Here is a 26,090-nt window from a genome sequence, read left to right as displayed (position 1 = left end):
GCAACTTGAACGAATCACAGGTCGGCGAAATTACGCAACTTTATTTCCGGTCAGCCTCTTAGGGCGCGATCAAAATTGCCACCTTTTGAACAACCAGACTTCGCTAGCGATTGGGAATCCGCAGCCCACGAAAAGGTTGAGGCTGCCATTCACCTATTGCAAATCAAGAAGTTCTCGGCAGCATACGAGTCGGCAGGAGTTGCAATAGAGTGTGCATTGAAAGCTCGCATCATGAAGCACGAGCGCCTAAATTGCTGGCCAGATAAGAGTTCCAGGCGCGATTTATACATTCATGATCTGAACGGGTTACTAAAGAAAGCAGGGCTTGATGCAGAAATCCTAAGAGAAATATCAAATGCGGCGCCACTTGGTGTTGCATGGATGATCGTCAAAGATTGGACAATCGATGTTCGTTACGCAAAAAATGTGCGCCTACGAGACGCACGTGATATTGTGGAAGCGGTTTCGTCGAGAGAATCGGGGCTGGTGAAATGGATTATCGGACCGTAACACTCGATAAGGATCGGGAGGCTGCCGGCCGCACCATCCTTAAGCTTGCTGATGAAGTCGGCTTTGAAACTCAAGCAGCGGCTTGGCTGCATCTTGCCGAACCCAATGCTTGGCGGTTTTACCTCATAACTTCAATGATAGATGAGAAGGGGCCGAAGTGGATTTATGAAAGGCTTCTAAAATTTTTCGCTAAAGTAGGTCTGCCGAAAGGAATAACTCCTCTTGATATTTACATAGGAAGTCCGAGCGACAAGTTATTTTCGCAACTTCCTTTTTCCCTCGATTTTGAGGATGAGGAGGGAGGCCTATGTGAAATCTCTGATCCTTCCGGAAACCCAGATTTTCTATTGGATAAGGGATTCTTCTACAGGCTGCGCAAACAGAAGATTATCGCCCGCCCCAACCAGTTCGACCTTAGGGTCAGACAACGTCTCGCAGCATAGCAGTGATATACTCTGATACGGCCGCCCTTAGGGCGGCCGTTTCCATTTGCGTACTGAGTGCGTCAGCACGCGCCACGGCCCATGTAGCGGGTGGCTGGAGGGGTGTGGATGGTAGAGGGATCGGCGCTCGTGACTTCTGTAGAAATTTACCGGGATGGCGAGCGCCCGCCTTATGTTCCAGGCGGTTCGCCCCTCGGTGGGGCATCGGCATGGTCGTAATAGCCATCCAAAGATCATAAACTACATTCATTGGACCGATCCCCTTCAAGATCCTCTGCTTTGCCATCTTCCATGTGAAGGTGATCCGGGTCAAAGGACGGTTTTTCTGAAAAGCGACAGGGTCGGCCTGTTCGGGGGTGAGGGATCCGATGTCCGCCCGGCGTTCGGCGTGGCGCCGCTTTCCACGGTTCGATCGCCGCTTCGCTGACCTGGAGTGTGAGGCTGCCACGCTGGCGCAGGACAGCGTCATACTCGGTTCAATTCGTCACTTTGCACTTCGGCCGGGGAATAGGATGGCGACGGGTGGCATTGGCCTTGTGCATCATAGCCGGCAACCGGATTGGGATGGCGGCTTTGACCTACGACACCCACCCCATTCGTGCAACAGGGCGGCGGGCGCCGCACCCCGCATTTCTGGAAGAAGTCGTTATCGGGTCTCGACGTGACCGAGCCGTCCTGCCTCACCATTGAGCGAGGCCTGAGCCTTCTCCCAGGCATCGCTGCCCGGATGAAGTGCCGACCACAGCCAAGCCCAGGTCATGCGCTGCACGAAGGCAACCCGCTCCGGGTTCTCGTCGGTCGTCTCGCCCGCGTCATAGCCGGCAACGCCGCCATAGCCGTGCTCGGCGTCGGTTACCGCCAAGAGGCTCTTGGGAGCCGGGCTCAGGCGGTAGGCATCGCTGCGCCAGTCCGCGTGGGTTGAGAAGTTGGGGTTGAAGTCCCTGTCCCCCGCCACGACGAGAGCGGGTGCCTTCATCGCGTCAAAGCTATTCTTCGTCAGTGCCGGGTAGCGCTGCCCGACTGGCCCGTCCAGGCGGGCGCCGAGACCGGGGGCACCGATGAGGACGCCCACCTTGATGCGGTCGTCCCGCAAGTCCAGCGTTTCTTCCCCATCGATGTCATGAAGTTGCATGCCGAGCAGCATGCCTGCGGTGAAACCGCCCAACGAGTAGCCGGCGACGGCGACCTTCTCCCGATCGAGACGTCCGGCCAGGCCGGGTACCGCCTTATCGATCAGGGCGAGCCGATCGAGGATGAGAGCCATATCCTGCGCCCGCGAGCGGTAGAACAGAGGGGCTTCGGGCGTATCCGGACTCAATGTCGTGGAGTTGAGGTGCGTCGGCTGGATAACGACAAATCCATGCGAGGCCCAGAATTCCGAAAGTGGAAGCATGCCCCGGTTGGACGACAGATAGTTCGATGCTCCGTGGCCATGCGACAGGAGGATAATAGGCAACTTGTCTCCCGTCGTCGGGGCGGACACCCGCAGTTCGATATCGGCATAGCGCTGAGGTGCCGGGATCGTAATCGGCGTCACGGCCATGAATGGGGTTTGCGCGGCGACCGGGATGAGGGCGGCATCCTTGATGAGTTTGTCGGCCATGATTGTTCCTTTCGATCTGGAGGCCGCGTCGCGATCGCGTTGGGGCCTGTTCAACATCGTGCCGTTCGGCTAAAGATAAGCGGAACGTTCTTCCGCTTTATACGGACGACCGTTCCGTTTAGCAAGGGGATTCCGGATATGAGCGTCAAGAAAAGCGAACTGGAGGTCTCGGCGACGGCCGAACGCCCTATGCGCGCGGACGCACGGCGCAATCTGGCGCTGGTCGTGGAGACAGCGCGCGATGTGTTCGCGAGCGCCGGAGTGGATGCTCCGATGCGCGAGATCGCTGAGAAGGCGGGCGTGGGTGTCGGGACGATCTACCGGCATTTTCCGCAACGCTCCGACCTGATTGCCGCGGTATTCCGCCACGAGGTCGATGCCTGCGCCGACGCAGCGTCGGACCTTCTCCAGCAGCATCGACCCGGGGAAGCGCTTGACCGCTGGATGCAGCGTTATGTCGACTTCCTGATCGCCAAACGCGGTCTGGCTTCAGCACTCTACTCCGGCGGACCGTCGTTCGAATCCTTGCCCGCCTATTTCGACAGTCGCTTCGAACCCGCGCTGCAATCGCTTCTGGATGCGGCCGCCGCTTCGGGCGAGGTGAGCGCCGATGCCCGACCCTACGATCTGCTTCGAGCTGCAGCCAGCCTCTGCGCGCCATCCAATAAGGGTGATCCCACCATGGCGCGTTGGCTGGTGGCGCTCCTTATCGATGGTCTGCGCTACCGTGCGCCGACACGCACCACCTGACGCTCAAGTAACACCGAACTGCCTACTCGAGATACACGCCAACGCAAGACATGCTTGAGCCGGACAGTCCCGTTTCCCTCTCTCGGCTTTCCAATTCGAAAGCAACTTTTGCGTTTTATCGCTGCGCCACAAGATCAACCGTTGATGCCGCCGGGATGCGTCTTCGAATAGGCATCCGGCGACCGCGGAAGACGTGGTTGATCGGGCCGGTCATCCCCGCCCTCCTCTGTTCGCGGCCAGCAGGGCCACGATCCGCCAGGCGGCGTCGGCCGGGTCGATGGCGGCGATGCAGTGGGCGTCGGCCGCCAGACAGGACGTGGCACAGGGCGCCACCGCCGCCTCGGGCCGCAGGACCAGCGCCCGCTCCTCCCGTCCGCCGGTCCAGGGACGAAAGCGCTCGGGCGCATGGATGTGGTTGGGATCGCCGCCTGGGGGATGGCAGGAGAACACCGCCACCGGCACCCCGGCCGCCGCCGCGAGATGGGCGGGGGCGGAATCCATGGTGATCGCCAGCGCCGCTTCCGTCATCACCGCGGCGGCGACGCGCAGCGGGGTGGCGCCGGTCAGGTCGATGGTCCGCCCCGGCAGCGCCGCCGCCAGCAGGTTGGCCGCCGGCCGCTCCGCCAGGGTGCCCAGCACGGCGATCCGCGCGTCGAGCGTGCCGGCGACGGCGGAGACCACGGCGGCCAGCCGCTCGGCCGGATAGTTGCGGCGCGGGCTGGCCGCTCCCGGCGCCACCGCGATCAGCGGCCGGCCATCCGCGGACCCGAGAAGCCGGCGCGCCTCCTCCCGATCCTCCGCCGTCAGCGTCAGCTCCAGCGGCCCCAGATCCGGCGCGGCGCCGAGCGCATCCAGCAAGGCGCCGTTCTGCTCCACTTCGTGCCGGCCGGGCGGCGGGTCCAGCGCCAGCCCATAGGCGCGGTCGAAGCCCCGGTTGCCGTCGGCCTTCCACGGCGTGACCCGCTCGGAGAAGCCGGCGACCAGCCGCGCCCGGCTGTTGGCGGCGAGCGTCGTCGCGCCATGCCGGTCGAAGTCGTAGCGCGGCACCAGCGCCAGATCGAAGCCGGCGCGATAGCACTCGGCGAACAGCTTCAGCCCGTCGGGGGTGATGCCGCGGAAGTCGATGCCGCCGCCTTCCTTCGGCCGCGCCGCCACCACCCCGTCGACCCAGCGGCAGGTGACCGCCAGATCCGCCACCGCCTCGCGCACCGCCAGCAGGATGCGCGCCTGGGGGGCGGCGGCGCGCAGGCCGCGCAGGAAGGGGGTCGCCATCACGAAGTCGCCGGCCTCGTCCAGCTTGACGACCAGGATGCTGCGGACGGCGGCGAGATCGCGGACGCTCATGCCCGCCCCTCCCCTTCCCCGGCATCGATGGCCGCCACATCGAAGGCAACCGGCGGCAAGCCGGCGCACCAGCGGCGCCACGCGGTGCGATAGCCGGCCTCGACCGCGCGGGCATAGCCGGGCTCGTCCATCAGGGCCGACCGCCGCATCCGCCCGCGCAAGTTCTCCCGCTGCTCAGCGAGGAACGCGCGGTCGGTCGCCAGCCGGAGACCCTGCGCCAGATACGCCTCGTCGTCCGCCGTCACCAGTTCCCCCATGCCGACGGCAGCGAGCAGGGTCGCGCCCCACCGGCCGATCTTGGTCGGCCCGGTCTGGTTCAACACCGGCACCCCCATCCACAGCGCGTCGCAGATCGTCGTCCCGCCATTGGCGAAGACGGGGTCCAGCGCCACGTCGATGGTGACGTAATCCTGATAGGGGTCGGGCGTGATGCCGCGCAGCTCCAGCCGCTCCGCCTCGATGCCTTGGTCGGCGAAGCCGGCCAGCAGGCGGCGGTCGGCGCCGCCGCCGCTGCCCAGTCCCCGCCATTTCAGCACCAGCCGGGCGGTCGGCACCGCCGCCAGCAGCCGCGCCCACAGGGCGATGGTGGCGCCGTTCACCTTGGTGATGTTGTTGAAGGAACCGAAGGTGACATGGCCGTTGCGCTCGAGCGGCGGCCGGTCGGGCGGCGCGAAGCCGGACTCCGCCGGGCGGTAGCACAGCACGCAGCCCGGCAGCCGGATCAGCCTCTCCACATGCAGCGCGTCCGCCCCCGGCGGCGCCAAGCGGGGATCGGCGATCTGGTAATCGACGGCGCCCAGCCCCGTCGTGTTGGGATAGAGCGGCAGGCTGACCTGCAACGGCGCCGGACGGCGCGCCACCAGCGGCATGCGGTTGCGCGACATGTGGCCGCCGGCATCGACCAGGATGTCGATGCCATCCTCCCGGATCCGCCGGTCGAGGTCCTCGTCCGACAGCGCCGCCACGTCGCGCCAGCGGTCGGCCGCCGCCTGGAAGCGCCCGGTGGTCGCGTCGCGGCTGCGGTCGTTGTGATAGCAGGTGACCTCCACCGCCCGGCGGTCGTGCCCCTCGATCAGCGGCAGCAGGAAATGATAGCCGGGCCCCGGATAGCGCTGGAAATCCGGCGACAGATAGCCGATGCGCAGGCGCCGCTCCGGATCGCGGCTCCTCCCCCTGTGCGGCACGGCGGCGACGGCCGGCAGATGCCGTTCGAAGGCGCGATGCTCGCGGAAGACCTCCACCGGATCGGCCTGATCGTCGAAGCACAGGCAGAACAGCAGGTTGGAACGGATCGCCGCATCGCCCGGCGCCTGGTCGAGCGCGGCGCGGAAGGCCGCCACCGCTTTCCCGTGCAGCCCCAGCGCCATCCAGGCGACGCCGAGGTTGGAGTTGGCGAGCGCCAACTGCCCCGGATCCTGGTCCCCACCCGTCAGCCGCCGCGCCCGCTCGAGCGGCGGGATCGCCTCTTCCGCCGCGTTGGCATCCAGCCGGTGGGTGCCGACATTGACCCAGGCGGCCATGTCGTCGGGCTTCAGAACCAGCGCCCGCCGGTGCCAGGACAGCGCCGCGTCCGGCTGCAAGGCCAGTTGGAAGGCCGATCCGGTATTGGCGGCCAGCGCCGCATCGTCGGGCGCGACCCGCACCGCGCGCAGGACCGCCGGCACCGCTCCCTCCAGCCCCAAGGTTGCCCGCGCCAGTCCCAGCCCCGACAGGGCGAGCCCCGATGCAGGAACCAGGACCAGGGCATGGCGGTACAGCCGCTCCGCCGCCGCCGTCCGCCGGCCATAGAGCCGGCCGGCCAAGGCCAGCACCACCTCCGCCGCCATCGGATCCAGCCGCGCCAACCGCGCCAGCCACAGCGGATCCGCCGTCGGACGGGTCTCCGCGATGCCCAGACTCCGCACCGCCGCCATATGGCCGGGGACCAGCGCCAGCAGCCGGCGGGCCACCGTCAGGGCACCCGCATCGTCGCCTGACCCCTGACGGATTTGCATGCATTGTTCCAGCGGCTCCGCCATCTGCGGCGCCAGGTCGGCCAGCGCGCGGAAGGCCGCCACGGCCCCATCCGCCCGGCCGGCGTCGCGCAGGGCGGCCCCCCGGTTGAAGGCCGCCAGGATCCGCTGCGGCTCCGTCACCGCCGCCCGCCCATACCAGGCCGCCGCGGGCAGGAACAGCCCGCCATCGTACAGGGCGTCGCCCAAGGCCGCCGCGCTCTCGGCGTCCGCCGGCTCCAGCAGCATCGCACGGCGGAGCGCCTGCGCCGCCTGACCATGTTGGCAGAGCCGCGTCCGCGCCGCCGCCTCCATCCGCGGCAGGGACGGGTCGAGCGGCGCCAGACGGGCGGCGTCGCGGAAGGCCGTCGCCGCCGCCTCCCACCGCTCCGCCGCGTCCAGCAGCCGGCCCAGATTGGCATGGAAGATCGGCTGGCGCGGGTCGGCCTTCACCGCCCGCCGGATCCGTTCGATCCCCTCCTCCACCGCTCCCGTCTGCGCCTTGATCAGGCCCGACAGATGCAAGGCGTCCGCCTGCTTCGGCAGCCGCTTCAGCACCTGGTCGTAAAGTGTCGCCGCTTCGGCCAGCTGCCCGGTCTGATGAAGGGTGACGGCACGGGTCAGCAGCGCCTGTGCATCGGCGGGTCCCGTCGGGCGATGGTTCGGTTTCATCCGCTGTCGGCGCTTTCTGATGGTCCGGCGGATAATGCTGGCCGGTCGGTGCCGATTGCAACAGCGGCGGTCGTCCAGCCGGCGCCCGGGCTGTCGCTGCCTGGGCAAGCGCCAGGTCGCGCTGCCGCCCCGCCAATGCCGCTTCGCGGGCACGGGTGCGGCGGCGCTGCTCTTCGGTGCGGGCGCGCAGGGTCTGTTCCTGGCGCAGCCGGGCGGCCAGCCGGCGCAGATCGTCGGCGGCGCGGCTTTCCGCTGCCGGCGGCAGGGCGCCCAGCGCCTCGCGGAAGTCGCCCAGCGTCGGAAAGCGGCTCCAGCCGCTGCGGAAACCCGCCCACACCGCATCGAAGGCGGCCAGCCAGCGGTCGGCCGGCCACTCCGCCATCGCCCGCACGTCGGCTTCCAGCAGGTCGGCGTCGGGCAGTTCCAGCGTGAAGCGGTCGGCGAGCTTCTCCAGCCCGATCAGCACATTCTCGATGCCGATCGGCGGGGTCAGCGCGCCGATCGCCTGCTCGACCCGGTCGGCCAGCGCACCGATCTCGCCGGGCGCCAGATCCTGCGTCTCGAAGCGCAGGTCGGCGGCCTCAAGCCTGGCCAGCGAGGCGAAGGCGCAGGGCAGCGAGGGTTTCACGGTTGCGTCCGACGGCATCGGACGCGGGGCCGGCACGCAAGGGGCTTGAGCGACGGTCATGGCGGGGTTCCCGGCGGTGTTGGGGTGCGGTGGAATGGACGGACGGCTGAGCGGCAGCTGGTTTGCCGGCCTGTTCGGCGGCCGGTTCGGCGGGGGCCACCAGCTCACGGGCGATCCAGCGCCGCCAGGCGGCCCCCGGATCCGGCGGACGATAGCCGTTGCGCCGATGCGCCTTGCGGCACCAGGACACGAACTTGGCGGTCACCCGGGCGGCATCGACCTCCGGACGCTCCGCCACCGCCCAGGCCAGATCGGCGGCCTCCGGCTGCCAGTCGGCCGGCAAGGCCTCGTCCTGCCGCTTCATGCTTCCGTCGGCCATGCTCCCGACCACCATGCCCCCACCCGGCGAGGAGAAGGAGGATTCAGGATTCTGAGAGTCCAAGGAGAAGCCGGCTGGCGAACCGCTGCTGTCAGCCGGCTGACAGGACAGGACGGCGGTGACGCCCTCCATTCCCGCCAGCTGATAGGCGAAGCCGCGCAGGCCACGCCGCGGCTTGGCGCAGACCAGCGCCGCCGCCGAATCCTGCAGGGCTTTCTCCTGCAGGCCCTTCAGCACGGCATTGAACCAGGCGCGGCTTTGCCCCAGCTCCTCGGCCAGCTCGCCTTGCGTGGCGGTGCAGACACCGTCGCGATCGGCATGGGCGTAGAGCGCGGACAACACCGCGATGTCGGCGGCCTGGATTCCGGATACGGCGATCCAGCGCCTGTACATGTCGATGTATGGCTTCATTGCGATACCCGTCTGTCGGTCGATCCGTGGACGGGCGGAGACAAGGGGCGAGCGTCAACGGATTCGCTGTGAATCCGCTTGGCTTTGCGGGCCTGCCCTGCCATCATGGAGTCGCCAAACAGCCAGATGTGGGGTGCCCGGGTTTCCCTCGGTCTCCTCCGTCCGACACGAAGGGCCCGGAGCAATCCGGGCCTTTTGTGTTTGCGGAGGTCGGTCCTCCGTTACGTCATGCCGCTCTCCTCAGTGAAGCACGGGTGCAGAATCCCGTGGCGCCAGCCGGAAACCGGCAAGGGCGCGTGTCGATGGCGTGAGGGCGGTTTTCGCCCTTTTTTGAAATGTGTACGTGCCGTTGCGCGTCTGTCCATGGTCTTGGGAAAATGGCCGGCCGACGGCATTTCGAGGACGCAAGCCGGGATTCCCATGGCGGAATCAAGCACTTGCCACGAAGCTCCGTCGGCCGGCCGGGTGCAAGTGTCGCCGTTATGCCGAGAGATTCGGGTCCGAACGTCGTCGTTGTGCCGAAAGATTCTTGAGGTCCGCCTGCTTGCGGCTGCCGGGTCGCGGCGTCGAACGTCGCCGTTCTGCCGAATGATGGAGCGAATCCTCCCCCTCCCCCACCGCGGCCAGGGTGGAATCGGCAGGGAATCGGGCGAGAATCGGCCCTTCGACGGATCGTCCGAACGTCGCCGTTCTGCCAGTCGAAGGCCATCCTAGGGGGTATCGGGCCGGGAATCGGGCGGGAACGGAGAGTGAAATCCCATGGAAAACAATGGGTTGGTCAGGATGACTCCTGCCCCGTCCTCCTCCGGCACGGCAGAACGCAGACGTTGGCGCCGCCATCGAGCGTTGGTCGGGCCGCCAGACTGCCGTCTTGAGCCGGCTCCGCGATCTTTGGCCGCCACCGCCCGCCGCAGGCCGGTCGAACTGGCAGAACGGCGACGTTCGGCCGGTCAATCCGCCACGTCCGCGAGAATCTTTCGGCAGAACGGCGACGTTTGGCCCGGCAGTGTGGAACGGAGCGGCGGGCTCGTGGATTATGGGTTCGAACCATTTGGAGCCGCACAGGACCCGCGGGAGAGATCGTATGACCCAGACCATCAACGCCGAGCTGCTCGACCGGCCGCTGCAATTGGCTCTGCGGCTCGATTCCCCGCTGACCGGCGATGTCCAGAACGACCGCCACATGATGGTCTACAGCCTGTTCGGCCTGTCGAAGGACAAGGCGGAATCGCTGCCGACCTATGATGACGGCAAGGTGCGGATTGAGGTGCGGGCGCCGAAGAATGTCGGCGTCGCCACGATCTGGGACAAGGCGGTGCTGCTCTACGCCATCTCGCTGCTGCGCGAGAAGATGGAATCCGGCAAGGGCCCGTCCAAGCTGGGCGAACTGCACTTCACCACCAGCGACCTGCAGCGCATCGTCGGCAAGACCGCCGGGGGCAGCGCCTACGACAAGATCGAAGGGGCGCTGGAGCGGCTGCAGGGCACGCAGATCAAGACCAACCTGGAAACCGGCGGCGAGGGCGAGAGCGGCGCCTTCTCGTGGATTTCCGACTACAAGCTGCTCTACCAGCGCAAGAAGGATGGCGAGCGGGCGGTGCGCGGGCTGAAGCTGACGCTGTCGGGCTGGGTCACCCGCGCGGCGCTGGGCCACAATCTGCTGAGCTACGACGACCAGTATTTCGCGCTGAAGCCGGTGGAGAAGCGCCTCTACGAGATCGCGCGCGCCCACCTTGCCCGCGGCCATGCCTTCTGGATGGCGCTGGAGCCGCTGCGCAAGCGCGTCGGCTCCGACAACGACCTGCGCAAGTTCAAGAACGCGCTGAATCCCGTCCTGGCTGCCGACCGCATCCCCGGCTACGGCGTGCGCATCGTCGAGACGGCGGAGTACAAGGAGACGATGAAGGCGCGCGGCGCCGTTCTCGGCCGCGTGCTGAACGCCGACCTGCCGGTCCTGTTCTGGAAGAAGAGCCAGGGCCAGCCGGAGAACTGGATCGACGCCCCCAAGGTGGAGTACGACGAGACGGTGTGAGAATCGCCCTCTCCCGCCTCGGGAGAGGGAGGGGACCCACGAAGTGGGGAGGGTGAGGGGAAGCCCAAGAATCCTGAACCGCATGGTTCCTTGCAATACCCCTCACCCTCCCCACCGCTTTGCGGCGGGCCCCTTCCCTCTCCCGGGGCGGGAGCAATATGCCGCGTCCCTGCCCGTTCGGTAGACACCCGTTGCCGGAGTCGCGACGACTTGATAGGGTCGCTGCCGACCGGTGCCGGGGCAGGAGGACGGGGCGTGACAGGGGAACAGTTGAAGGCGTTGCGGGAACGGCGCGGCCTGACCCAGACGCAGATGGCGGCGTTCGTCAACGAGTTGACCGGCCGCAAATACGACAAGCAGCGGCTCAGCAAATGGGAAACCGGCAAGGAGGCCCTGCCCCGCGACGTGCTGGGCCGGCTGCTGCTGCTCGATCTGGAACGGCCGGAAAGTCCCCTGCCCCGCCGCGGCACCACCGTCGCCGTCGGCCTGCAGAAGGGCGGCACCGCCAAGACCGCGACCTCGATCAACCTCGCCTTCATCCTGGCGCGGGCCGGCAACCGCGTGCTGCTGGTCGATGCCGACCCGCAGGGCAACGCCACCGTCCATGTCGGCGTGCCGCAGGCTGACATCGTCGCGCTGACCGAACAGGGCAAGGTCCTCTACCACGCGCTGATGGGCAAGACGCCGCTCGACGCGGTGATCCGCCCCACCGGCGTCGAGGGGCTGGACGTCGTCCCCTCCAGCATCGCGCTGGCGAGCGCCGACACCGAGTTGCCGGGCAATCTGACCAACGCGCAGACCGCGCTGGCCGAGATGCTGGACGGCGTGCGCGAGCGCTACGACGTGATCGTCATCGACTGCGCCCCCAACCTGGGCGCGGTGACGATCAACGCCCTGACCGCCGCCGACTATGTGCTGGTGCCCTGTCAGGCGGAACCGCACGCCATCCTCGGCGTCAGCGCCTTCCTCGACACCGTCGCCAAGATCCAGCGCCGCCTCAACCCGCGGCTGGAGGTGCTGGGCATCCTGCCGACCATGGTCAACCCGCGCCAGACCCAGGACCGCTCCTCGCTCGACGACATCCAGCGCCTGTGGGGCGACAGCCGCCGCGTGTTCCCGCCGGTGCCGCGCGCCACCATCTACGCCCAGGCGGCCGGCGCCAACGTCATCACGCTGGATGCCGACATCGGCGCGCCGGGGGTGGAGAGCTATGCCGCCATCGCCTCGGCTCTGCTGACCGCGATGGGCCGTTTGCAGGAGACCGTCGATGCCGCCTAAGAAGCTGACCCGGCAGACCGCCGCCACCGTGCTCCAGGCCAAGGAGGCCGGCTTCGCCGCCGAGACCGACCGCATGTTCGGGCTGAGCGGCATGCTGCCCCGGCTGGTCGAGGTCGACCTCGATGCCGTCGAGACCAATCCCGGCCAGCCGCGCACGGTGTTCGACGACGAGTCCCTGCGCTCGCTGGCGGATTCGATCGCCCGCCACGGGTTGCAGCAACCTGTCCTCGTCCAGGAAGCCGCGGAGAAGGGCCGCTACCGTCTGGTCGCCGGCGAGCGGCGGCTGCGCGCCCACCGGCTGCTCGGCCGCGGCACCATCGCCGCGATCATCACCAAGGGCCGTCCGGAAGAGATTGCGCTGATCGAGAATGTCCAGCGCGTCGACCTTGACGCCATCGACCTCGCCCGCGGCCTGTCGCAGCTGATCGAGGCGCATGGCTATACCCAGGCCGAGGTGGCGGCGGCTCTCGGTTGTTCGGAGGCCGAGGTGTCCAAGCGCCTGAAGGTGCTGCGCCTGCCCGACGACATCCTGGCCGACTACCGCGCCAACCCCGAGGCGGTGTCGCGCTCCGCCCTGGTCGAGCTGGCCTTCGTTGAGGACGAGGCGGAGCTGCGCCGGCTCTGGCAGACGGCGCGCACCGGCGGGCTGACCGTCGGCGCGGTGCGGGCCGCCCGTCCGGCGGCGTCCAGTTCGGCGGAACCGATGCGGGTGCTGGGCAAGGCGATCAACCGCATGGACAAGGACCTGGCCGCCATCGACACCGTCGCCCGGGCCTTGCAGCGCGAGCACCGCGAGCGGCTGCAGGCGCTGCGCGACCGCATCGACGCCCTGCTGAACGCCTGACCACCGGCTGCGGCTTTCGAACGCGAAAGCCCGCCCCGGTTGCACTGCAATGAAAACGCATCCACGGGTTGCTTTCGAACGCGAAAGTGTTTGGCGGTCGGGCAGGGTGACCGCCTGCCCCGCCGCGTGTTAAGGATGATCGGCAAGATCATCGAGGTTACGGATCAGCGATGCCGGCGGTGCAGAGACGACATTTCCTTGGCCTGCTCGGTGTGGCCGGTCTGGCCGGGGCGCTGCCGCGGCCGGCGGCGGCGGCCGGCGCGCTCAGGATCGGGCTGAAGTCCCTGCCCGGCATGCTCAACCCGCTGACCGTCAGCGATCTGGTCGCCCGTCAGGTCCTCGGCTCGATGTATGAGAGCCTGACCGCGGTCGATTCCAAGGGCAGCATCCTGCCCGGCCTCGCCACCGCCTGGGAAGCGTCGGACGACGCCCGGCGCTGGCGGCTGACCATCCGCGACGGCGTCGTCTTCCACACCGGCCGTCCCCTGACCGCCGCCGCCGTCAAGCGCAGTTTCGAAGCGGCGCTGGGCGGCGACGGCGCCAATTTCGCGGTGCTGGCCCTGTCCAAGGTGCGGGGCTTCCGCGAGCTGCGGGCGAAGACCGCGACCGAGCTGTCCGGCATCACCGTGATCGACGACCGGACGCTGGAGGTGGTCTGCGACGAGCCCTGCGCCATCTTTCCCTTCGCCCGCCTCAACATCGTCGACGTGGAGGCGGCGGAGCAGGCCGGGCCCGACTGGTTCCGCCGCCTGTCGGCCGGAACCGGGCCCTACCGGCTGGCCCAGTCGAACGACGGCATCCGCATCGATGTGGAGGCCGATCCTGGCTGGCGTGGCGGTACGCTGCCGTTCGACCGCGTGTCCTTCCTCGCCACCGGCATCGGCAACGACGGCATCACGCTGTTCAACGACAGCCAGGTCGACTTCACCTTCGTCGATACCGACGCGCTGCGCGGGGTGATGGACGATCCCGGCTTCAAGCGGTCGCTGTCGAACGTGCCGCGCATGCAGATGCGGGTGGTGGCGCTCGACCCGCGCCGGGTGAAGGCCTTCGCCGATCTGCGGGTGCGCCGGGCGATGTCGCTGCTGATCGACCGCGCCGCCATGGCGGAACGCTTCTTCCGCGGGGTGGCGACCGTTCACAACGGCATCGTGCCGCCGGCCCTGTTGGCGAACGAGAGGCTGGAGCCGCTGGCCTACGACCCGGCATTGGCGAAGCGGCTGCTGGAGGAGGCGGGCTATCCGGAGGGGCGCGGCATCGAGCCCTTCCAGGTCACGGTCGTGCCGGAATACCGGCGGGAGTTCGTCTATTACGTCTCGCAATGGAACAACGCCGGCATCCCGGCCAAGCTGGTGATGGCGCCGCGGCAGGAGTTCATCGCCCGCTCCCGCCGGCGCGATTACGACGCCTTCCTCTTCGGCTGGACCGCCACCTACCCCGACCCGATGAACTTCCTGGACGAGCTGTTCAGCAGCCGCAGCCGCTTCAATCCCGTCGGCTGGTCCAGCGCGCCGTTCGACGGCCTGATCGAACAGGCGATGGCCAGCCCGGAGCCCGGCCGCCGCGCCGAGCTCTACAAGGACGCCGAGTGCCTGGTGATGAAGGATCTGCCGGTGATCCCGCTGGTGGTGCCGGACTATGTGGCGCTGCGCGGCAATGTGCTGAGCGACAACTTCATCACCCCGTTCGGCGGCCTGAATTTCGCTTGAGCCGGCGGCCGGGCAGGGTGGGTCTGGCATGAAAAAAGCCCCTGTCCGTTGCCGGACAGGGGCTTTTCGTCACGACCGACGCGTTGGTGTCAGGCGGCGCCCTGCGACCGTGCTTCCCGCAGGCAATCGGCCGGCTTGGCTTCGCGGAGGCAATCGGCCTTCGCGGCCTCGCGCAGGCAGTCGGCGGCCTTCGCCTCGCGCAGGCAATCGGCCGGCTTGGCTTCCCGGAGGCAGTCAGCCTTCGCGGCCTCCCTCAGGCAATCGGCAGCCTTCGCCTCGCGCAAGCAATCCGCCGGCTTGGCTTCACGGAGGCAGTCAGCCTTTGCGGCCTCGCGCAGGCAATCGGCAGCCTTCGCCTCACGCAGGCAGTCGGCCTTCACGGCTTCCCGCAGGCAATCCGCCTTCGCGGCCTCGCGCAGGCAGTCGGCGGCGGCGAACAGGCCGGCGCTGTCGGTGCGGGCGGCGGCCATGCGTTCGGCCGGGACCGTGACGCCGTTGTGATGGAGGTATTCGCCATAGACCGCCTCGCAGAAGCGGAAATAGGCGCGGGTGTCGGCGACGATGAATTCGTGCCACAGGTCGTCGCAGGCGGCGGATTGCGGGACGATGTCGCGCTCCGGATGCTCGGCACAGGCCAGAAGGAAGGCCTTCAGCTGGCCGAGCGCGATCTCGGACGTGCGGCGGGTCATCCCCGCGGCGATCGCGCGGTCGACCACATAGCCGAAATCGAAACCGGCGATGATGTCACGGGCACGCAGGGTGTCGGTCGTGTTGGCGCCGCGCATGGGATCCTCCGAGGTTGGCTCTTTTCGCCCCGGGACGGGGTTGCAGGACGGTCCGTGGGCGATGCCCGTATGTTGTGCCACAGCACAGCGGGATATGTGAGATTATTTTAGGTCCTAAGCATTGGCTCCCGGACCGATGACCTCAGTCGGTCGCCGTCTTATGCGGAGCGGCGGCATCGCCCCGGACCGCCGCCGGAACCGCCGCCGGCCGCGCCGCCGTCATCTGCTCCACCAGCACCGACAGGCGGTCCGGCATGATCGGCTTGGCGGCGACGACGACGCCCATCTCCGCCGCGCGGGCGGTCACCGCGCCGTCGAGCCGGCCGGAGATCAGCACGGCGGGAATGCGCAGGCCGAGCCGCCGCCAGACCGTCTCGATGAAATCCAAGCCGTTCTCGGTGGCGGACAGATGGTAATCGGCGATCACCGCATCGGGCCGGACGGTGCCGTCCTCGACCGCGCGCAGACCCTGGGCGACGGTGGAGGCGCCGGCGACGCGATGCCCGGCGCTGGTGAGGAACATCGAGATGGCCGACAGCACGAACTGGTCGTCGTCGATCACCAGGATCGCGATCTCGGCCTCCCGCGCCGGCGCGTCCGCCAGCGTCGCCACCGCCGCGCGGTCGGCAAGGGGAGGGGCAACGGGAGCGGAGGGGGCAGGGGCGGCGACCGGAGCCGGCACCACCGCCGGCCGCGGCTGGCGCCCAGGCGGCGGCGCAGGCGGCGGCACGGAAGGCAGCGACGGCACGGCCTCGGCCGCCGCCGCGACCCCCGGCAGGGCCGGCTCCACCGGCGCCAGCGGCACGGTGACCGAGAAGACCGAGCCCTTGCCCGGCGTGGAGCGCACCTTGACCGGGTGGTCCAGCACCGTCGCCAGCCGCCGGACGATCGACAGGCCGAGCCCGATGCCGTTGTCGCGGTTGCGCTCCGGGTTGCCGATCTGGTGGAACTCCTCCCAGATGGCGTCGAGACGGTCCTCGGGAATGCCGATGCCGGTGTCGCGCACCTCGACGATCAGGGTGCCGGCCGATTCCAGGCAGGCGACCTGCACCTGTCCGGCCGGCGTGTAGCGGATGGCGTTGTCGATCAGGTTGCCCAGCAGCCGCAGCAGCAGCACCCGGTCGGTCAGGACCGGCGCGCGGTATTGCGGCACGAAGAAGGACAGCCCCTTGTTGCGGGCGACCGGGCCGTACTGCGAATCCAGCGCGTCGAACAGGTCGGCGACCTCATGCACCGCCATGTTGGCGGCGACGCCGCCGGCATCCAGCCGCGACACCTCCAGCAGCTCGTCCAGCAGCTGCTTCAGCGTCATCACCACCTGTTCGATCTTGCGCGCGGAGTCCGCCACCTTGGGATTGGGGGCGGTGGCGCGCAGCATGGCGGTCAGCATCAGCAGCGACTGGGCCGGCTGGCGCAGGTCGTGGCTGGCGGCGGCCATGAACTTGGCCTTCGACGCCACCGCCTGCTCCGCCCGCTCCTTGGCGACCTGCAGGTCGATGGCGTTCTGGCGGAAGGTGTCGAGCGCCTTGGCCATGCGGCCGATCTCGTCGTCGCGGTGACGCACCGGCACCGTCACCGTCACGTCGCCGGCCGCCAGATCGGCCATGGCGCGGGTCATGCCGGCGATGGGCAGCGTCACGCCGCGCGTCGCCCAGATGACGCCCAGCACCACCAGCAGCAGCGTCACGGCGCCGACCCCGCCCAGCACCAGCACATGGTGGCGGATGGCCGCGTCGGTCGGCGCGGTGTCCAGCCTGACCAGCAGGGTGCCGATGTTGCGGGCGGTGCCGTTGCGGTCCTGGCGGGTCAGCGGCACCGCCGCGGCGGTGGCGGCCGCGTCGTCCTCTCCCTTGGCGCCCGCACCGGCCCCCGGCTTGCGGTAGGTGATGAAGCGTTCGCCATGCGTGCCCAGGATCACCGCCTCGGCGAAGCTGTCGATCGACCGCAGCGGGGTCAGCGCCGTCATCGCCTCTTCCGGGTCGAGATCCCACAGGGCGTTGGTCACGTCGTCCAGCACGATGCGGGTCGCCATCTCCGCCCGGATCGCCAGCTCGGCCCGCGTGCTGCGCACGTCGGCCTGGATCAGCACGACCAGCGGCACGGCGACCAGCACCGACACCAGCAGCACCGCCGATGCCGTGGTCCGGGCGACCAGGTTCCGTGAGAAGATCTTCAAGACCATGCCGAAGCCTGCGAGAACACGACGACCACGAACAATTCGCCCCGGCATCCTAGCCGAATCGCCCGGCAAACACGACAGCCGCGTAATGCCGCCGTTCCCGCCGCCGCCGGGGACAGTAGTAGGAAAAAAGGCGGTATGGCTGATTCGAATCGTTTCTTCTTCTTGTTTGATTGCCTGTGTAAAACTTCGCGCGGGATGTCGGCGTGACGGGGTTGAAGCGGAACCGGTACTGCTGCTGGGGGGCGGATCCATGGGAACGGGTATCATCATCGCCCTGACGCACGGCATCGGACTGATGGCGCTGGTCCTGCTTGCCTACCGCTACGTGCTGCGGCGGTTCGGATCCCGGCGCACCGCCTTCGCCCTGCTGTCCGGCCTGCTGTTCGGGGCGGCGGCTGCGGTTTCGATGCTGGACGCCTATCCGGTGTCCGGCGGCATCCTGATCGACCTGCGCAACGCGATGATCGGCTTGGCCGCACTGTTCGGCGGTTGGCCGGCCGCCCTGCTGTCGGCGGCGCTGGCCGGCGCGGTCCGGCTGTGGCTGGGGGGCGTGGGCGCGCCGACCGGCATCGCCGGCATCCTGCTGACCGCGCTGGTGGCGCCGCTGCTCGCCCGTCCGATGGAGCGCCTCGCGTCCCGCGACCGGGGCCGCGGCCGGGGACAGGCGACGAGGCAGGGCGCCGGGCCCAGGACGGAGCCAAGGACGGGAAGGGGTGCCTTCGGCTTCGGGCTGCTGGCGCTGTTCGGGCTGGCGCTCGCCCCGCTTCCGCTGCTCGCCACCCTGCTGCTGCCCGACCTGGACCTCGCCCTGCGGGTGCTGGAGGAGGCGGCGCTGCCGATGGTCGTCTTCCTCTCGCTCGGCATCGGCCTGCTCGGCACCATGCTGGCGCGCGAGCACCGGCGCTTCGCCGACGAAGCCGCGCTGGAGGAGAACGGGGCGCTGTTCCGTGCCGTGTTCGACAGCTCCGCCGACGGCCTCGCCATCATCCGGGTCGGCGCCGACGGCGGGTTCACCCTGCATCGCGCCAACGATGCCGCCGTCCGGATGATGGGCGACCGGGCGGCGGAGGCGGAGGGCCGGCCGGTCGACGCGCTGCTGCCGCCGGACCTCGCCGCCAAGGTGATGGCGGACCTGCAATCCTGCATCGATGCCGGCGCGCCCACCCGCTTCGAGGAGCAGCACACCCACGGCGGCGTCACCCGCTGGTGGGAGGTGTCGCAGGTGCCGATCCGCGACGAGGCCGGCGCCGTCGTCATGCTGTCGGTCGGCGCCCGCGACATCACCCGGCGCCACGAGGCCGAACGGGCGATCCGCGCCAGCGAGGCGCGCTACCGCCTGCTGGCCCGCAGCGTCACCGACATCATCGGCCGCATCGGGCTGGACGGGGTGCGGCGCTTCTGTTCGGAGGCGACGCGCGACGGGCTGGGTTGCCCGCCGGCCGAGCTGGTCGGCCGGCCGCTGGTGGAGCGGGTGCATCCCGACGACCGCGACGCGGTGGCCGCCGGGCTGGCGCGGCTGACGCCGGAGCGTCCGACCCTGAAGACGACCTACCGGCTGCGCCATGCCGACGGCCGCTGGGTGTGGATCGAGGCGGCGGTGCGGCTGGTCACCGACGACTGGGGGGCGCCGCAGGATTACGTCAGCGTCGAGCGCGACGTCACCGCCCGCAAGTTCATGGAGGCGGAGCTGCAGGACGCCCGCCAGGCGGCGGAGGCGGCCAGCCGCAGCAAGACCGAGTTCCTGGCGAGCCTGAGCCACGAGCTGCGCACGCCGATGAACGCCGTCATCGGCTTCGCCGACCTGATCGCGCGCGAGGCGGAGGGGCCGGTCGGCAACGCCCAGTACCGCGACTTCGCTGTCAACATCCGCGACAGCGGCCAGCATCTGCTGGAGCTGATCAACGAGATCCTCGACAATGTCCGGGCCGAGGCCGGGCAGCTGGTTCTCGACGACGAGCCGGTCGACCTCGACGCGGTCGCCACCTTCGCCGTCCGGCTGCTGACCCCGCGGGCCGCCCGCGCCGGCATCGCGCTGGACGCGCGGGTGGAGCCCGCCGCCCGGCACCTGCGCGGCGACGAGCGGCGCATCCGCCAGATCCTGCTGAACCTGCTGTCCAACGCGGTGAAATACACCCCCTCCGGCGGAACGGTGTCGCTGACCGCCGGCCCGGCGCCGGACGGCGGCCTGCTGCTGGAGGTGCGCGACACCGGCGTCGGCATCCCCGAACAGGATCTCGACCGCGTCCTGCTGGCCTACGCCCGCGTCGCCACCCCCGAGAACCGCCAGACCGAGGGGGCCGGGCTGGGCCTGCCGCTGACCCGCCGTCTGGTGGAGCTGCATGGCGGCACGCTGACCCTGGCGAGCCGGGTGGGGCAGGGCACCACCGTCACCATCCATTTCCCGCCCGAGCGGGTCGCCAACGGGATCGAGGGCGGGATCGATGACGGGATGGACAGCCCCGCCCGGTCGCCGGCCGGCCGGTCGGGCCTGTCGATCCTGATGGTGGATGACGACCACAATATCCGGGAGAACGGCACCGCCCTGCTGCGCAGCTGGGGCCACCGGGTGATCGCCGCCTCGGGCGCCGGCGAGGCGCTGGTGGTGCTGCGCGGGCCGGAGCCGCTGGACCTGCTGTTCAGCGACATCGTGATGCCGCCGGGCATGAACGGCGCCGAGCTGGCGCGCGAGGCGCGGCGCCTGCGCCCCGACCTGCCGGTTCTGCTGGCCTCGGGCTTCGCCGCCCATGCGGTGGTGGCCGACGACGTGGCGATGGGTGGCTACGACCTGATCGCCAAGCCCTACGAGCCGGCCGAGCTGCGCGACCGGCTGTCCCGCCTGCACCCGCCGGCGCCGCCCGCCGCCGGGGCGGCAGCGGAGCCAGCGCCGGCCGTCGCCGCCGCGGTGCTCCCGCCTCCATCACCGCCCCCGCCGCCGCCGCCCGCCTCCGCCTCGCCGGATTCCCTGCGTGTCCTGGTGGTGGAGGATGTCGAGATGAACCGCCTGCTGGCCGTCACGCTGCTGAAGCAGGCCGGCCACAGCGTCGCCGCGGTCGAGGACGGCGCCCAGGCGGTGGAGGCGGTGAAGCGCGAGGCTTTCGACGCCATCCTGATGGACCTCAACATGCCGGTGATGGACGGGCTGGAGGCGACGCGGATCATCCGCGCCATGCCCGGCCCGGCCGGCCGTGTCGCCATCATCGCGCTGACCGCCAACACCTTCCCGGACGACATCGCCCGCTGCTACGAGGCCGGCATGGACTGCCATGTGCCGAAGCCCATCGACCGCGCCCTGCTGCTGAGCGAGGTCGTCCGCTGCGTCGCTTCGCGCCGCGCGGTGGGGGCGATGGGGGGCGGGGTGGAGGGGTAGGGGGTGAGAGAGGAGGCTCCACCCTTTTTTCGATCTTGGTGTGGCCGTGGATTCCGATGGGAAAAGATGAGCGGGGCACAGACGCGGGGTGGTGCTCTCTCCTATTTCGCACGACAAATTCCCGAGTGGTGATTCTCTGGCGACAATCAGTGGGATCGAATGGCTATGATCGGCTCAAGCCTCCCCAGATAACCAGAAATTTTAATGATTGGCGAACTTTAAGGGAGCTATACATTTTGCCGGAGCGAGCATCAGAAAGCTCTATTGAGTAATTGTAGTTAGCGCATCCATGACTTTGTGAAGCTATGCTTGGATGCCGTCATGCTCTGGCTGGAGCGCCGCATGAGATACGGCTCATTTCCAGGCTGCAGATTAAGCAGCGTTAGATGGCGCGAGTCCGTGAACAGCGGGGAACATCCGGTTAGCCCCCGATAGTGCTGCCAAAAGGGTTAAGTGGGCGCGCCACCCTTGGTACTCAGGGTCCTCGTCGATCCCGAGGGCACGATTACCGGCGGGAGCAAACCGGGTCAGCTGCTCGATGATGCCTTGGCGACCAAAAATCCAGCAGCCGATCCGGTGGCGCGACAGCATCACACATAGGCGCCCAGCGTCCAGATGGAAGGCTGTCGCATCAGCACGCCCCGACAAGGGATGGTGCACGAACATGAAGGGCCGTTCGATTCCCTGGAAGCGGTTAGCGGTTTCAACGAAGACGTCCGCCATTCCATATCCCAGGCGCTCGCGGACCGCATTGACCTGACTAACATGAGCGCAGACGACGCCGATATCTCTAGGCGTCACCTCTGAGACGCGTCCGTCGTCACTCTTCTGGGCGCGGCGCTGGAGCAGACGCCGGATCGACTCGACAAGCTCCTGGGCCAGTTCGCTGTCCGCCTCTCCTGTGATCTGTGGTGGCAGTTCTACCATGACGATGGAGGCGCCGGCTGCGACCCCATCCAAGGCGGCGTCGAAAGGCATGATACCGGCTATATCGAAGCGGACCGACCGATCCCGGCTCATCGCGCGGAATGGCATGTCGGGATAAAACGCCGGCTGGATGATGCTGACCGTATCTTCGTTTAGCCGGCGCGAGACTGGCAAGGCGAGTTGCAAGATCGTAGGGTGGCGCTTGATCAATGCCGCGGGGCATGAGACCTGCGGGCCGGCCGGATCGCAGCGCCAGCGCTCAATCTCGCAATTCACAAACGGATCGATCTGGCCGGGATCGCCGATCAGTACGTGGCGTGGAGCCAAGTTCGAAATTAGCTGAAATTTGTAGTCTGGCAACTGGAAAGCTTCGTCGACGATCTGAATGTCGAAAAGTGGTTCCTCAGTGTCGGTCCATGACCACTTTGACGCATTGCCGATGGTGATAGAGGGCCCCTGCGGCAGATCCTCAATTTTATGGATCACTACAAGCCTCGCTTGCTGACGTAGATCATCCGGCAGGTTGAGCCCCTCTTTGGCGAACATGTGGATGGGTACGCCTCGGGCGTTCGTGACCAGCCGGCGTGTCAGGTCAAAGGCTTGTTCGTTCGTCTGGGTGACAACCATGCAACGCTCATGCAATAGCGCTGCACTCTGCAGCGCTACCCGCTGGGCCACACCGGTCTTGCCCGCCCCAGGCGGGCTGCGAAGGATAAGGGCGGGGACGCCCTGCCATTGGCTGGCGAGGACGTCGTCGAGGGCCGTATTGGCGGCGGCTTCAGGATCGGGCGTCACGCTCATGTCAGGTCCTCGACGGCCGCACGCAGGTTCGCCGGCATCGCGCGCCGGCTGGGGGTCGCCGCCGGAAGGACGTCGCTGTGGGTCCATGGCGCATGCGTCAGCCGCGTTTTCATCTGGCCGAGCGCACGCCCCAGGCCCCGCCAGTCCGGCCCGCCCGGCCCAAAGTCCAGGGTCGGGCCCGCCGACATCTTCTTGGCGGCGTTTTTCCCCTCGCCGACCCGGCCCGTCACCCAGGTGAACGGCCCGTTCCTTTCGATTCCGGTGATCTGCAGCGAGAGTTTGCGCCCGTCCATCAGCCAGAGCTTATCGCCAGGACGCAAGTGCAGGCCGTCCTGGCGGCTGGTGAGCACCAGGTCGTATTCGAACCACCTCGGCCCGAGGTGGTGTTCGCGAACATCGGCCAGTTGACCGCGCAAGACGCCGCCTTTCACGACGCCGCGTTCGCGGGCGGCACGATCATGGCGCAGCATCCCGGCTTTGACGTTCTCGATGGCGCGCTCGCGGGCGGCAATCTTCATGGCGCCGACTTTGGGGGAATCGCGGTAGGGCAGGCGGTGGCCCTGGTCGCGAGCGAGCATGAACCGGGCGAACTCGCCGCTTTCCTGCTCTGCCAATTCTTCCAGCGCCGGGTTCGCCTGCCAGCGCGGCGCGCTCAGCAAGGCCATCGCCCGCTGGGTCGCCGTGTAGATCGGTCGAATGACCCCTTCGAGCATCTGCTGGATGCGGGTCTGGTGGAACGCGCGCTCTGCGTCGGAACCGGCATTGTGGAAGTCGGTGATTGCCGGCTGCAGGTGCAAACGGTCGAACTGCGGGTCGGTTTTCACCCCCATCGGCGTCGCCTCGGCCGTGGCGACCGCGGCATAGATGTCCCGCCCCGGTGGCGGCTCGATCCAGGTCAGGAGGGCCAAGAGGTGCTCGTCTTCGGCTTCCTGCTGGCCGGTGGCATAGTGCAGACGCAGCGCGCCCGACGCGCTGATCAAAGCCTGCTGGCCGGCAACTGGTGAACGCTCACCGGCATAGGTCCAGAGGTTGCCGAGCCGCTGGATGTCGGCCTCGTCGGTAAAGCGCAGGCGATCGGCCAAGGTGTCCAGGTGGCCGAGCGCGCCAGCCGACGAGACCCAGATCTGCGGGAACGTGCCCTCCGCGCGGCACTGCGCGTAGTATTCTTCGAAGAATGGCAGCAACCAGCGCAGTAGGGCGTACTGGTCATCGCGGCGGCGGGGATCGGCGACGACGCGGATCCGGGCGGGCTCGCCGAAGCGGCCGAGGGCGGCCGCATGGACAGACGTGTCTTCGCCGGCCATCGACAGCAGGGTAAGGATCCGGGCGTGCGGCTGGATCACCATTTGGCGTTGGGAGACGATCGGCACGGCTTGGCCGTTCTGAAGGGCGCGCAGGCGGGCGGCGACGTGGAGAAGGTCAGCCATTGGCAATCCGATCGAGCACGAGGCCGGCGTCCCGCAGGCCTGCCGCCAAGCGGGCTTCGGCCTCGTTGTCCGGCGGACGGCCGCGGCCGTCCATAAGGTCGATCGCCCGCGAGATGGAGCCCGCTGCGGCCAGCTGTTCAGCGGCGAGGTCGCCCAGGATGATCGGCTGGCCGGCCGCCAGCGCCTGGGCACGGCATCGCTCCCAGAGCGCACAGTGCTCCTTGCAGTTGGAGCGATAGTTGTTGGGTAGGCGATCGATGACGCGGGGATCGGCCAAGGTCGCACCGACCGGTAGCAGGCGCTCCACCTCTTCCAGGTCCGCCGGCGCGGTCGAGAGCGCGCGCACGAGCGAGGCCAGCTCAGATTCCGCCCGCATCGCCGGGAAGAGCCGCGGATTGAACGAACCCGGCGCGCGCAGGACCATGTCTACACGGTCTTCCGCCATCTCCGGGTCGCCGCCGCGGCGAGCGATGTGCTGCCGAAGCGCCAGGGTCCCGACCGCGGCTTCGCGGCAGGCCGAGCGGATATCGGACTTGTCGGTCTTGCCGCCACGGTCGGCGAAGGATTTGATCACGCCAATCCGATAGGAGCGCTCGGCGTCACTCGCGACCATGTAGGCGAGCTCAACAGGATGAGAGACCCCAACGATATCGAGTGGCATCCGCGGGTTAAGGATAAGGTTCGGCGCGCGCGGATCGCCATTGTGTTTCATGTCGATCAGCCGCTGCGTTTCACTCACGCGGCGGTTTCGCGCCACGGGGTCTTTTGTGCCGGGGGCCATGTCCTCCACCGAGGTGATCTTCACCTCGGCTTGGGTCAACAATCCCTTTTCGCGATAGGCCGTCAGGAGGGAGGAGCCGCCGTTGCCCAGCAGGCGCCGCTCGTAGCCCTGGGTCACCGTCATGGCGAAGGGCGACATGATGTCGGGTTCGGCCTTGAAGACCGACTTGATCACCTCGCTCGGGGTGAGCCCGACAATGACTATCGCCCGCAAGCGGGTGCAGGCCGTGTTACGCGCCACGCTCTCGATACCCCGCGCACCGACCTCCACGGCCGCAAGGCCGCCGCGCAGGTTGGCCAGGCGAACGTTCTCCGGCGTCACCGAATGGACCTTTCAGCGACCGCTGTATCGATCACCACCGGACGGCCCCACAGGCGGATCTGCGGGCCACTAGCCGCCAGCTTAGCGGCGGCCTCGCGCCGTTCCTCCAGGTCGGGGGCCTCGATCAACATTAGCTCCGCCTGGGCGGCGTCGACGGTGCGCGCAGGATCGATTGGCTTGCCGTAGTCGATCGATCCTGGGATCGAACGGGCGAAGGGGAAGAGCAGGCGCTCGACCAGCTTGGCCTCACCGGCGCCGACTTCGCGAAGGTGCGCCAAGCGGCCGGCAAGGCTGATGGCGATCCGCAGATTGTCGGTCCGGATGCTGCGCGCACCGATAATGCGACGCTCAAGATCCCAGGACGAACTAGAGAGCAGTCGCGGGATGGCCGTCAGCTGTTGGGCGCTGATCGCTGGCACAACCCAGGCGGGGCGCGCGGCGATGTTGCGACGCGCGGCGTTCTCCTCGTCGCGCCGGAGGCTGGCGAACCGCGACGGCGACGGTCGGACCCCGGTCAGCGCCGCCGCCAAGTCGGCAATCAGCGCAGGCGCCGCCGGCACGCCGAGATCATCGAGCGCATCCAGCGCCAGTTCGCGCAGGGGCTTGCCCGGCTTGCGCGCCCGCGGGGTGGCGATTTCGCGAGCCTCGAGCTCACTGAAGCGCAGCGCCTCTGTGAGCCTCTGATATTCTGCGGTGAGCTCGGCGATCTTCTCCTGGGCGCGTTCACGTGCAGCCGTATTGCCCGCCGCTAAGGCCTTCGTCAGTTCGGCATAAGCCGCCTGCGAGCGCGAGGCGTTCCGCGCAAGCCGTTCAGCGATGGGCACCGTGCGAGACATGATTCACATATAGCATTCCACGCTTTTCCATGCAATACCACGCTTGCCCGCGGTCGTCCGTGCCTAGCC

Annotated in this window: 18 protein-coding genes; 8 read left to right on the top strand and 10 right to left on the bottom strand. The window is 68.2% G+C overall.

Going from position 1 to position 26,090, the window contains the following annotated elements:
- Positions 1–231: 231 nt before the first annotated feature.
- The gene (locus tag JHL17_RS23060; protein WP_200196735.1) at positions 232–510 is read left to right on the top strand and encodes a hypothetical protein; all 279 of its coding nucleotides are present in this window, start codon (positions 232–234) and stop codon (positions 508–510) included.
- The gene (locus JHL17_RS23055) at positions 492–953 is read left to right on the top strand and encodes a hypothetical protein (RefSeq protein ID WP_200196734.1); all 462 of its coding nucleotides are present in this window, start codon (positions 492–494) and stop codon (positions 951–953) included. Before JHL17_RS23060 ends, JHL17_RS23055 begins: the two co-directional genes overlap by 19 nt.
- A gap of 646 nt (positions 954–1,599) precedes the next feature.
- On the opposite strand, the gene JHL17_RS23050 is transcribed toward JHL17_RS23055, so the two are convergent.
- A complete protein-coding gene (locus tag JHL17_RS23050) occupies positions 1,600–2,556 on the bottom strand; it encodes an alpha/beta hydrolase family protein (protein WP_200196733.1) in 957 nt (318 codons plus the stop codon).
- A gap of 138 nt (positions 2,557–2,694) precedes the next feature.
- Here JHL17_RS23050 and JHL17_RS23045 point away from each other — a divergent pair, with 138 nt between their 5' ends.
- Positions 2,695–3,306 (top strand): TetR/AcrR family transcriptional regulator, encoded by a 612-nt coding sequence (locus JHL17_RS23045; protein WP_200196732.1) that lies wholly within the window; start codon positions 2,695–2,697, stop codon positions 3,304–3,306.
- A 210-nt stretch (positions 3,307–3,516) separates the two neighbouring features.
- Here JHL17_RS23045 and JHL17_RS23040 read toward each other — a convergent pair whose 3' ends face one another.
- From JHL17_RS23040 to JHL17_RS23030, 3 genes are all read right to left on the bottom strand, one after another.
- On the bottom strand, positions 3,517–4,650 hold the full coding sequence (locus JHL17_RS23040; protein ID WP_200196730.1) for a glycosyltransferase family 9 protein: 1,134 nt from the start codon (positions 4,648–4,650) through the stop codon (positions 3,517–3,519).
- Positions 4,647–7,313, bottom strand: coding sequence for a tetratricopeptide repeat protein (locus JHL17_RS23035; protein WP_247893745.1), 2,667 nt, complete (start codon positions 7,311–7,313; stop codon positions 4,647–4,649). The genes JHL17_RS23040 and JHL17_RS23035 overlap by 4 nt, the downstream gene beginning before the upstream one ends.
- A gap of 581 nt (positions 7,314–7,894) precedes the next feature.
- On the bottom strand, positions 7,895–8,731 hold the full coding sequence (locus JHL17_RS23030) for a MarR family transcriptional regulator (RefSeq protein ID WP_200196727.1): 837 nt from the start codon (positions 8,729–8,731) through the stop codon (positions 7,895–7,897).
- 1,084 nt (positions 8,732–9,815) lie between these two features.
- Here JHL17_RS23030 and JHL17_RS23025 point away from each other — a divergent pair.
- The 4 genes from JHL17_RS23025 (at position 9,816) to JHL17_RS23010 (ending at position 14,594) form a co-directional block, all read left to right on the top strand.
- On the top strand, positions 9,816–10,763 hold the full coding sequence (locus JHL17_RS23025) for a replication initiator protein A (RefSeq protein ID WP_200196726.1): 948 nt from the start codon (positions 9,816–9,818) through the stop codon (positions 10,761–10,763).
- A gap of 255 nt (positions 10,764–11,018) precedes the next feature.
- The gene (locus tag JHL17_RS23020; RefSeq protein WP_200196725.1) at positions 11,019–12,041 is read left to right on the top strand and encodes an AAA family ATPase; all 1,023 of its coding nucleotides are present in this window, start codon (positions 11,019–11,021) and stop codon (positions 12,039–12,041) included.
- The gene (locus JHL17_RS23015; protein ID WP_200196724.1) at positions 12,031–12,885 is read left to right on the top strand and encodes a ParB/RepB/Spo0J family partition protein; all 855 of its coding nucleotides are present in this window, start codon (positions 12,031–12,033) and stop codon (positions 12,883–12,885) included. Before JHL17_RS23020 ends, JHL17_RS23015 begins: the two co-directional genes overlap by 11 nt.
- Positions 12,886–13,055: 170 nt before the next feature.
- Positions 13,056–14,594: an ABC transporter substrate-binding protein gene (locus JHL17_RS23010; RefSeq protein WP_200196723.1), complete on the top strand. Its 1,539-nt coding sequence runs from the start codon at positions 13,056–13,058 to the stop codon at positions 14,592–14,594.
- Between the two features lie 89 nt (positions 14,595–14,683).
- On the opposite strand, the gene JHL17_RS23005 is transcribed toward JHL17_RS23010, so the two are convergent.
- The gene (locus JHL17_RS23005; protein ID WP_200196722.1) at positions 14,684–15,379 is read right to left on the bottom strand and encodes a glycine-rich domain-containing protein; all 696 of its coding nucleotides are present in this window, start codon (positions 15,377–15,379) and stop codon (positions 14,684–14,686) included.
- A gap of 142 nt (positions 15,380–15,521) precedes the next feature.
- Positions 15,522–17,561, bottom strand: coding sequence for an ATP-binding response regulator (locus JHL17_RS23000; RefSeq protein ID WP_200196721.1), 2,040 nt, complete (start codon positions 17,559–17,561; stop codon positions 15,522–15,524).
- A gap of 250 nt (positions 17,562–17,811) precedes the next feature.
- Between JHL17_RS23000 and JHL17_RS22995 the strand changes: the two genes are divergently transcribed.
- Positions 17,812–20,928, top strand: a complete 3,117-nt coding sequence (locus tag JHL17_RS22995) for a response regulator (protein ID WP_200196719.1) — start codon at positions 17,812–17,814, stop codon at positions 20,926–20,928.
- A gap of 372 nt (positions 20,929–21,300) precedes the next feature.
- Here JHL17_RS22995 and JHL17_RS22990 read toward each other — a convergent pair whose 3' ends face one another.
- The 4 genes from JHL17_RS22990 to JHL17_RS22975 are packed head-to-tail and all read right to left on the bottom strand — an operon-like array spanning position 21,301 to position 26,021.
- The gene (locus JHL17_RS22990) at positions 21,301–22,656 is read right to left on the bottom strand and encodes an AAA domain-containing protein (RefSeq protein WP_200196717.1); all 1,356 of its coding nucleotides are present in this window, start codon (positions 22,654–22,656) and stop codon (positions 21,301–21,303) included.
- Positions 22,653–24,083 (bottom strand): hypothetical protein, encoded by a 1,431-nt coding sequence (locus JHL17_RS22985; RefSeq protein WP_200196715.1) that lies wholly within the window; start codon positions 24,081–24,083, stop codon positions 22,653–22,655. Before JHL17_RS22985 ends, JHL17_RS22990 begins: the two co-directional genes overlap by 4 nt.
- On the bottom strand, positions 24,076–25,185 hold the full coding sequence (locus tag JHL17_RS22980) for a hypothetical protein (RefSeq protein WP_200196712.1): 1,110 nt from the start codon (positions 25,183–25,185) through the stop codon (positions 24,076–24,078). The genes JHL17_RS22985 and JHL17_RS22980 overlap by 8 nt, the downstream gene beginning before the upstream one ends.
- Complete coding sequence (locus JHL17_RS22975; RefSeq protein ID WP_200196711.1) at positions 25,182–26,021, bottom strand: hypothetical protein; 840 nt, start codon at positions 26,019–26,021, stop codon at positions 25,182–25,184. Before JHL17_RS22975 ends, JHL17_RS22980 begins: the two co-directional genes overlap by 4 nt.
- Positions 26,022–26,090 lie beyond the last annotated feature (69 nt).

Source organism: Azospirillum endophyticum, assembly GCF_016595245.1.
Classification (GTDB): domain Bacteria; phylum Pseudomonadota; class Alphaproteobacteria; order Azospirillales; family Azospirillaceae; genus Azospirillum; species Azospirillum endophyticum.
This window is presented reverse-complemented; position numbering and strand designations above follow the sequence as displayed.

Bases quoted from the DNA above. Each gene is read 5' to 3' on its own strand.
- JHL17_RS23005 (WP_200196722.1), bottom strand. From the start codon at position 15,379: ATGCGCGGCGCCAACACGACCGACACCCTGCGTGCCCGTGACATCATC.
- JHL17_RS23025 (WP_200196726.1), top strand. From the start codon at position 9,816: ATGACCCAGACCATCAACGCCGAGCTGCTCGACCGGCCGCTGCAATTG.
- JHL17_RS22995 (WP_200196719.1), top strand. From the start codon at position 17,812: ATGGGAACGGGTATCATCATCGCCCTGACGCACGGCATCGGACTGATG.
- JHL17_RS23010 (WP_200196723.1), top strand. From the start codon at position 13,056: ATGCCGGCGGTGCAGAGACGACATTTCCTTGGCCTGCTCGGTGTGGCC.
- JHL17_RS23015 (WP_200196724.1), top strand. From the start codon at position 12,031: ATGCCGCCTAAGAAGCTGACCCGGCAGACCGCCGCCACCGTGCTCCAG.
- JHL17_RS23045 (WP_200196732.1), top strand. From the start codon at position 2,695: ATGAGCGTCAAGAAAAGCGAACTGGAGGTCTCGGCGACGGCCGAACGC.
- JHL17_RS22975 (WP_200196711.1), bottom strand. From the start codon at position 26,021: ATGTCTCGCACGGTGCCCATCGCTGAACGGCTTGCGCGGAACGCCTCG.
- JHL17_RS23030 (WP_200196727.1), bottom strand. From the start codon at position 8,731: ATGAAGCCATACATCGACATGTACAGGCGCTGGATCGCCGTATCCGGA.
- JHL17_RS23055 (WP_200196734.1), top strand. From the start codon at position 492: ATGGATTATCGGACCGTAACACTCGATAAGGATCGGGAGGCTGCCGGC.
- JHL17_RS23060 (WP_200196735.1), top strand. From the start codon at position 232: ATGAAGCACGAGCGCCTAAATTGCTGGCCAGATAAGAGTTCCAGGCGC.
- JHL17_RS23040 (WP_200196730.1), bottom strand. From the start codon at position 4,650: ATGAGCGTCCGCGATCTCGCCGCCGTCCGCAGCATCCTGGTCGTCAAG.
- JHL17_RS23050 (WP_200196733.1), bottom strand. From the start codon at position 2,556: ATGGCCGACAAACTCATCAAGGATGCCGCCCTCATCCCGGTCGCCGCG.
- JHL17_RS22990 (WP_200196717.1), bottom strand. From the start codon at position 22,656: ATGAGCGTGACGCCCGATCCTGAAGCCGCCGCCAATACGGCCCTCGAC.
- JHL17_RS23000 (WP_200196721.1), bottom strand. From the start codon at position 17,561: ATGGTCTTGAAGATCTTCTCACGGAACCTGGTCGCCCGGACCACGGCA.
- JHL17_RS22985 (WP_200196715.1), bottom strand. From the start codon at position 24,083: ATGGCTGACCTTCTCCACGTCGCCGCCCGCCTGCGCGCCCTTCAGAAC.
- JHL17_RS23035 (WP_247893745.1), bottom strand. From the start codon at position 7,313: ATGAAACCGAACCATCGCCCGACGGGACCCGCCGATGCACAGGCGCTG.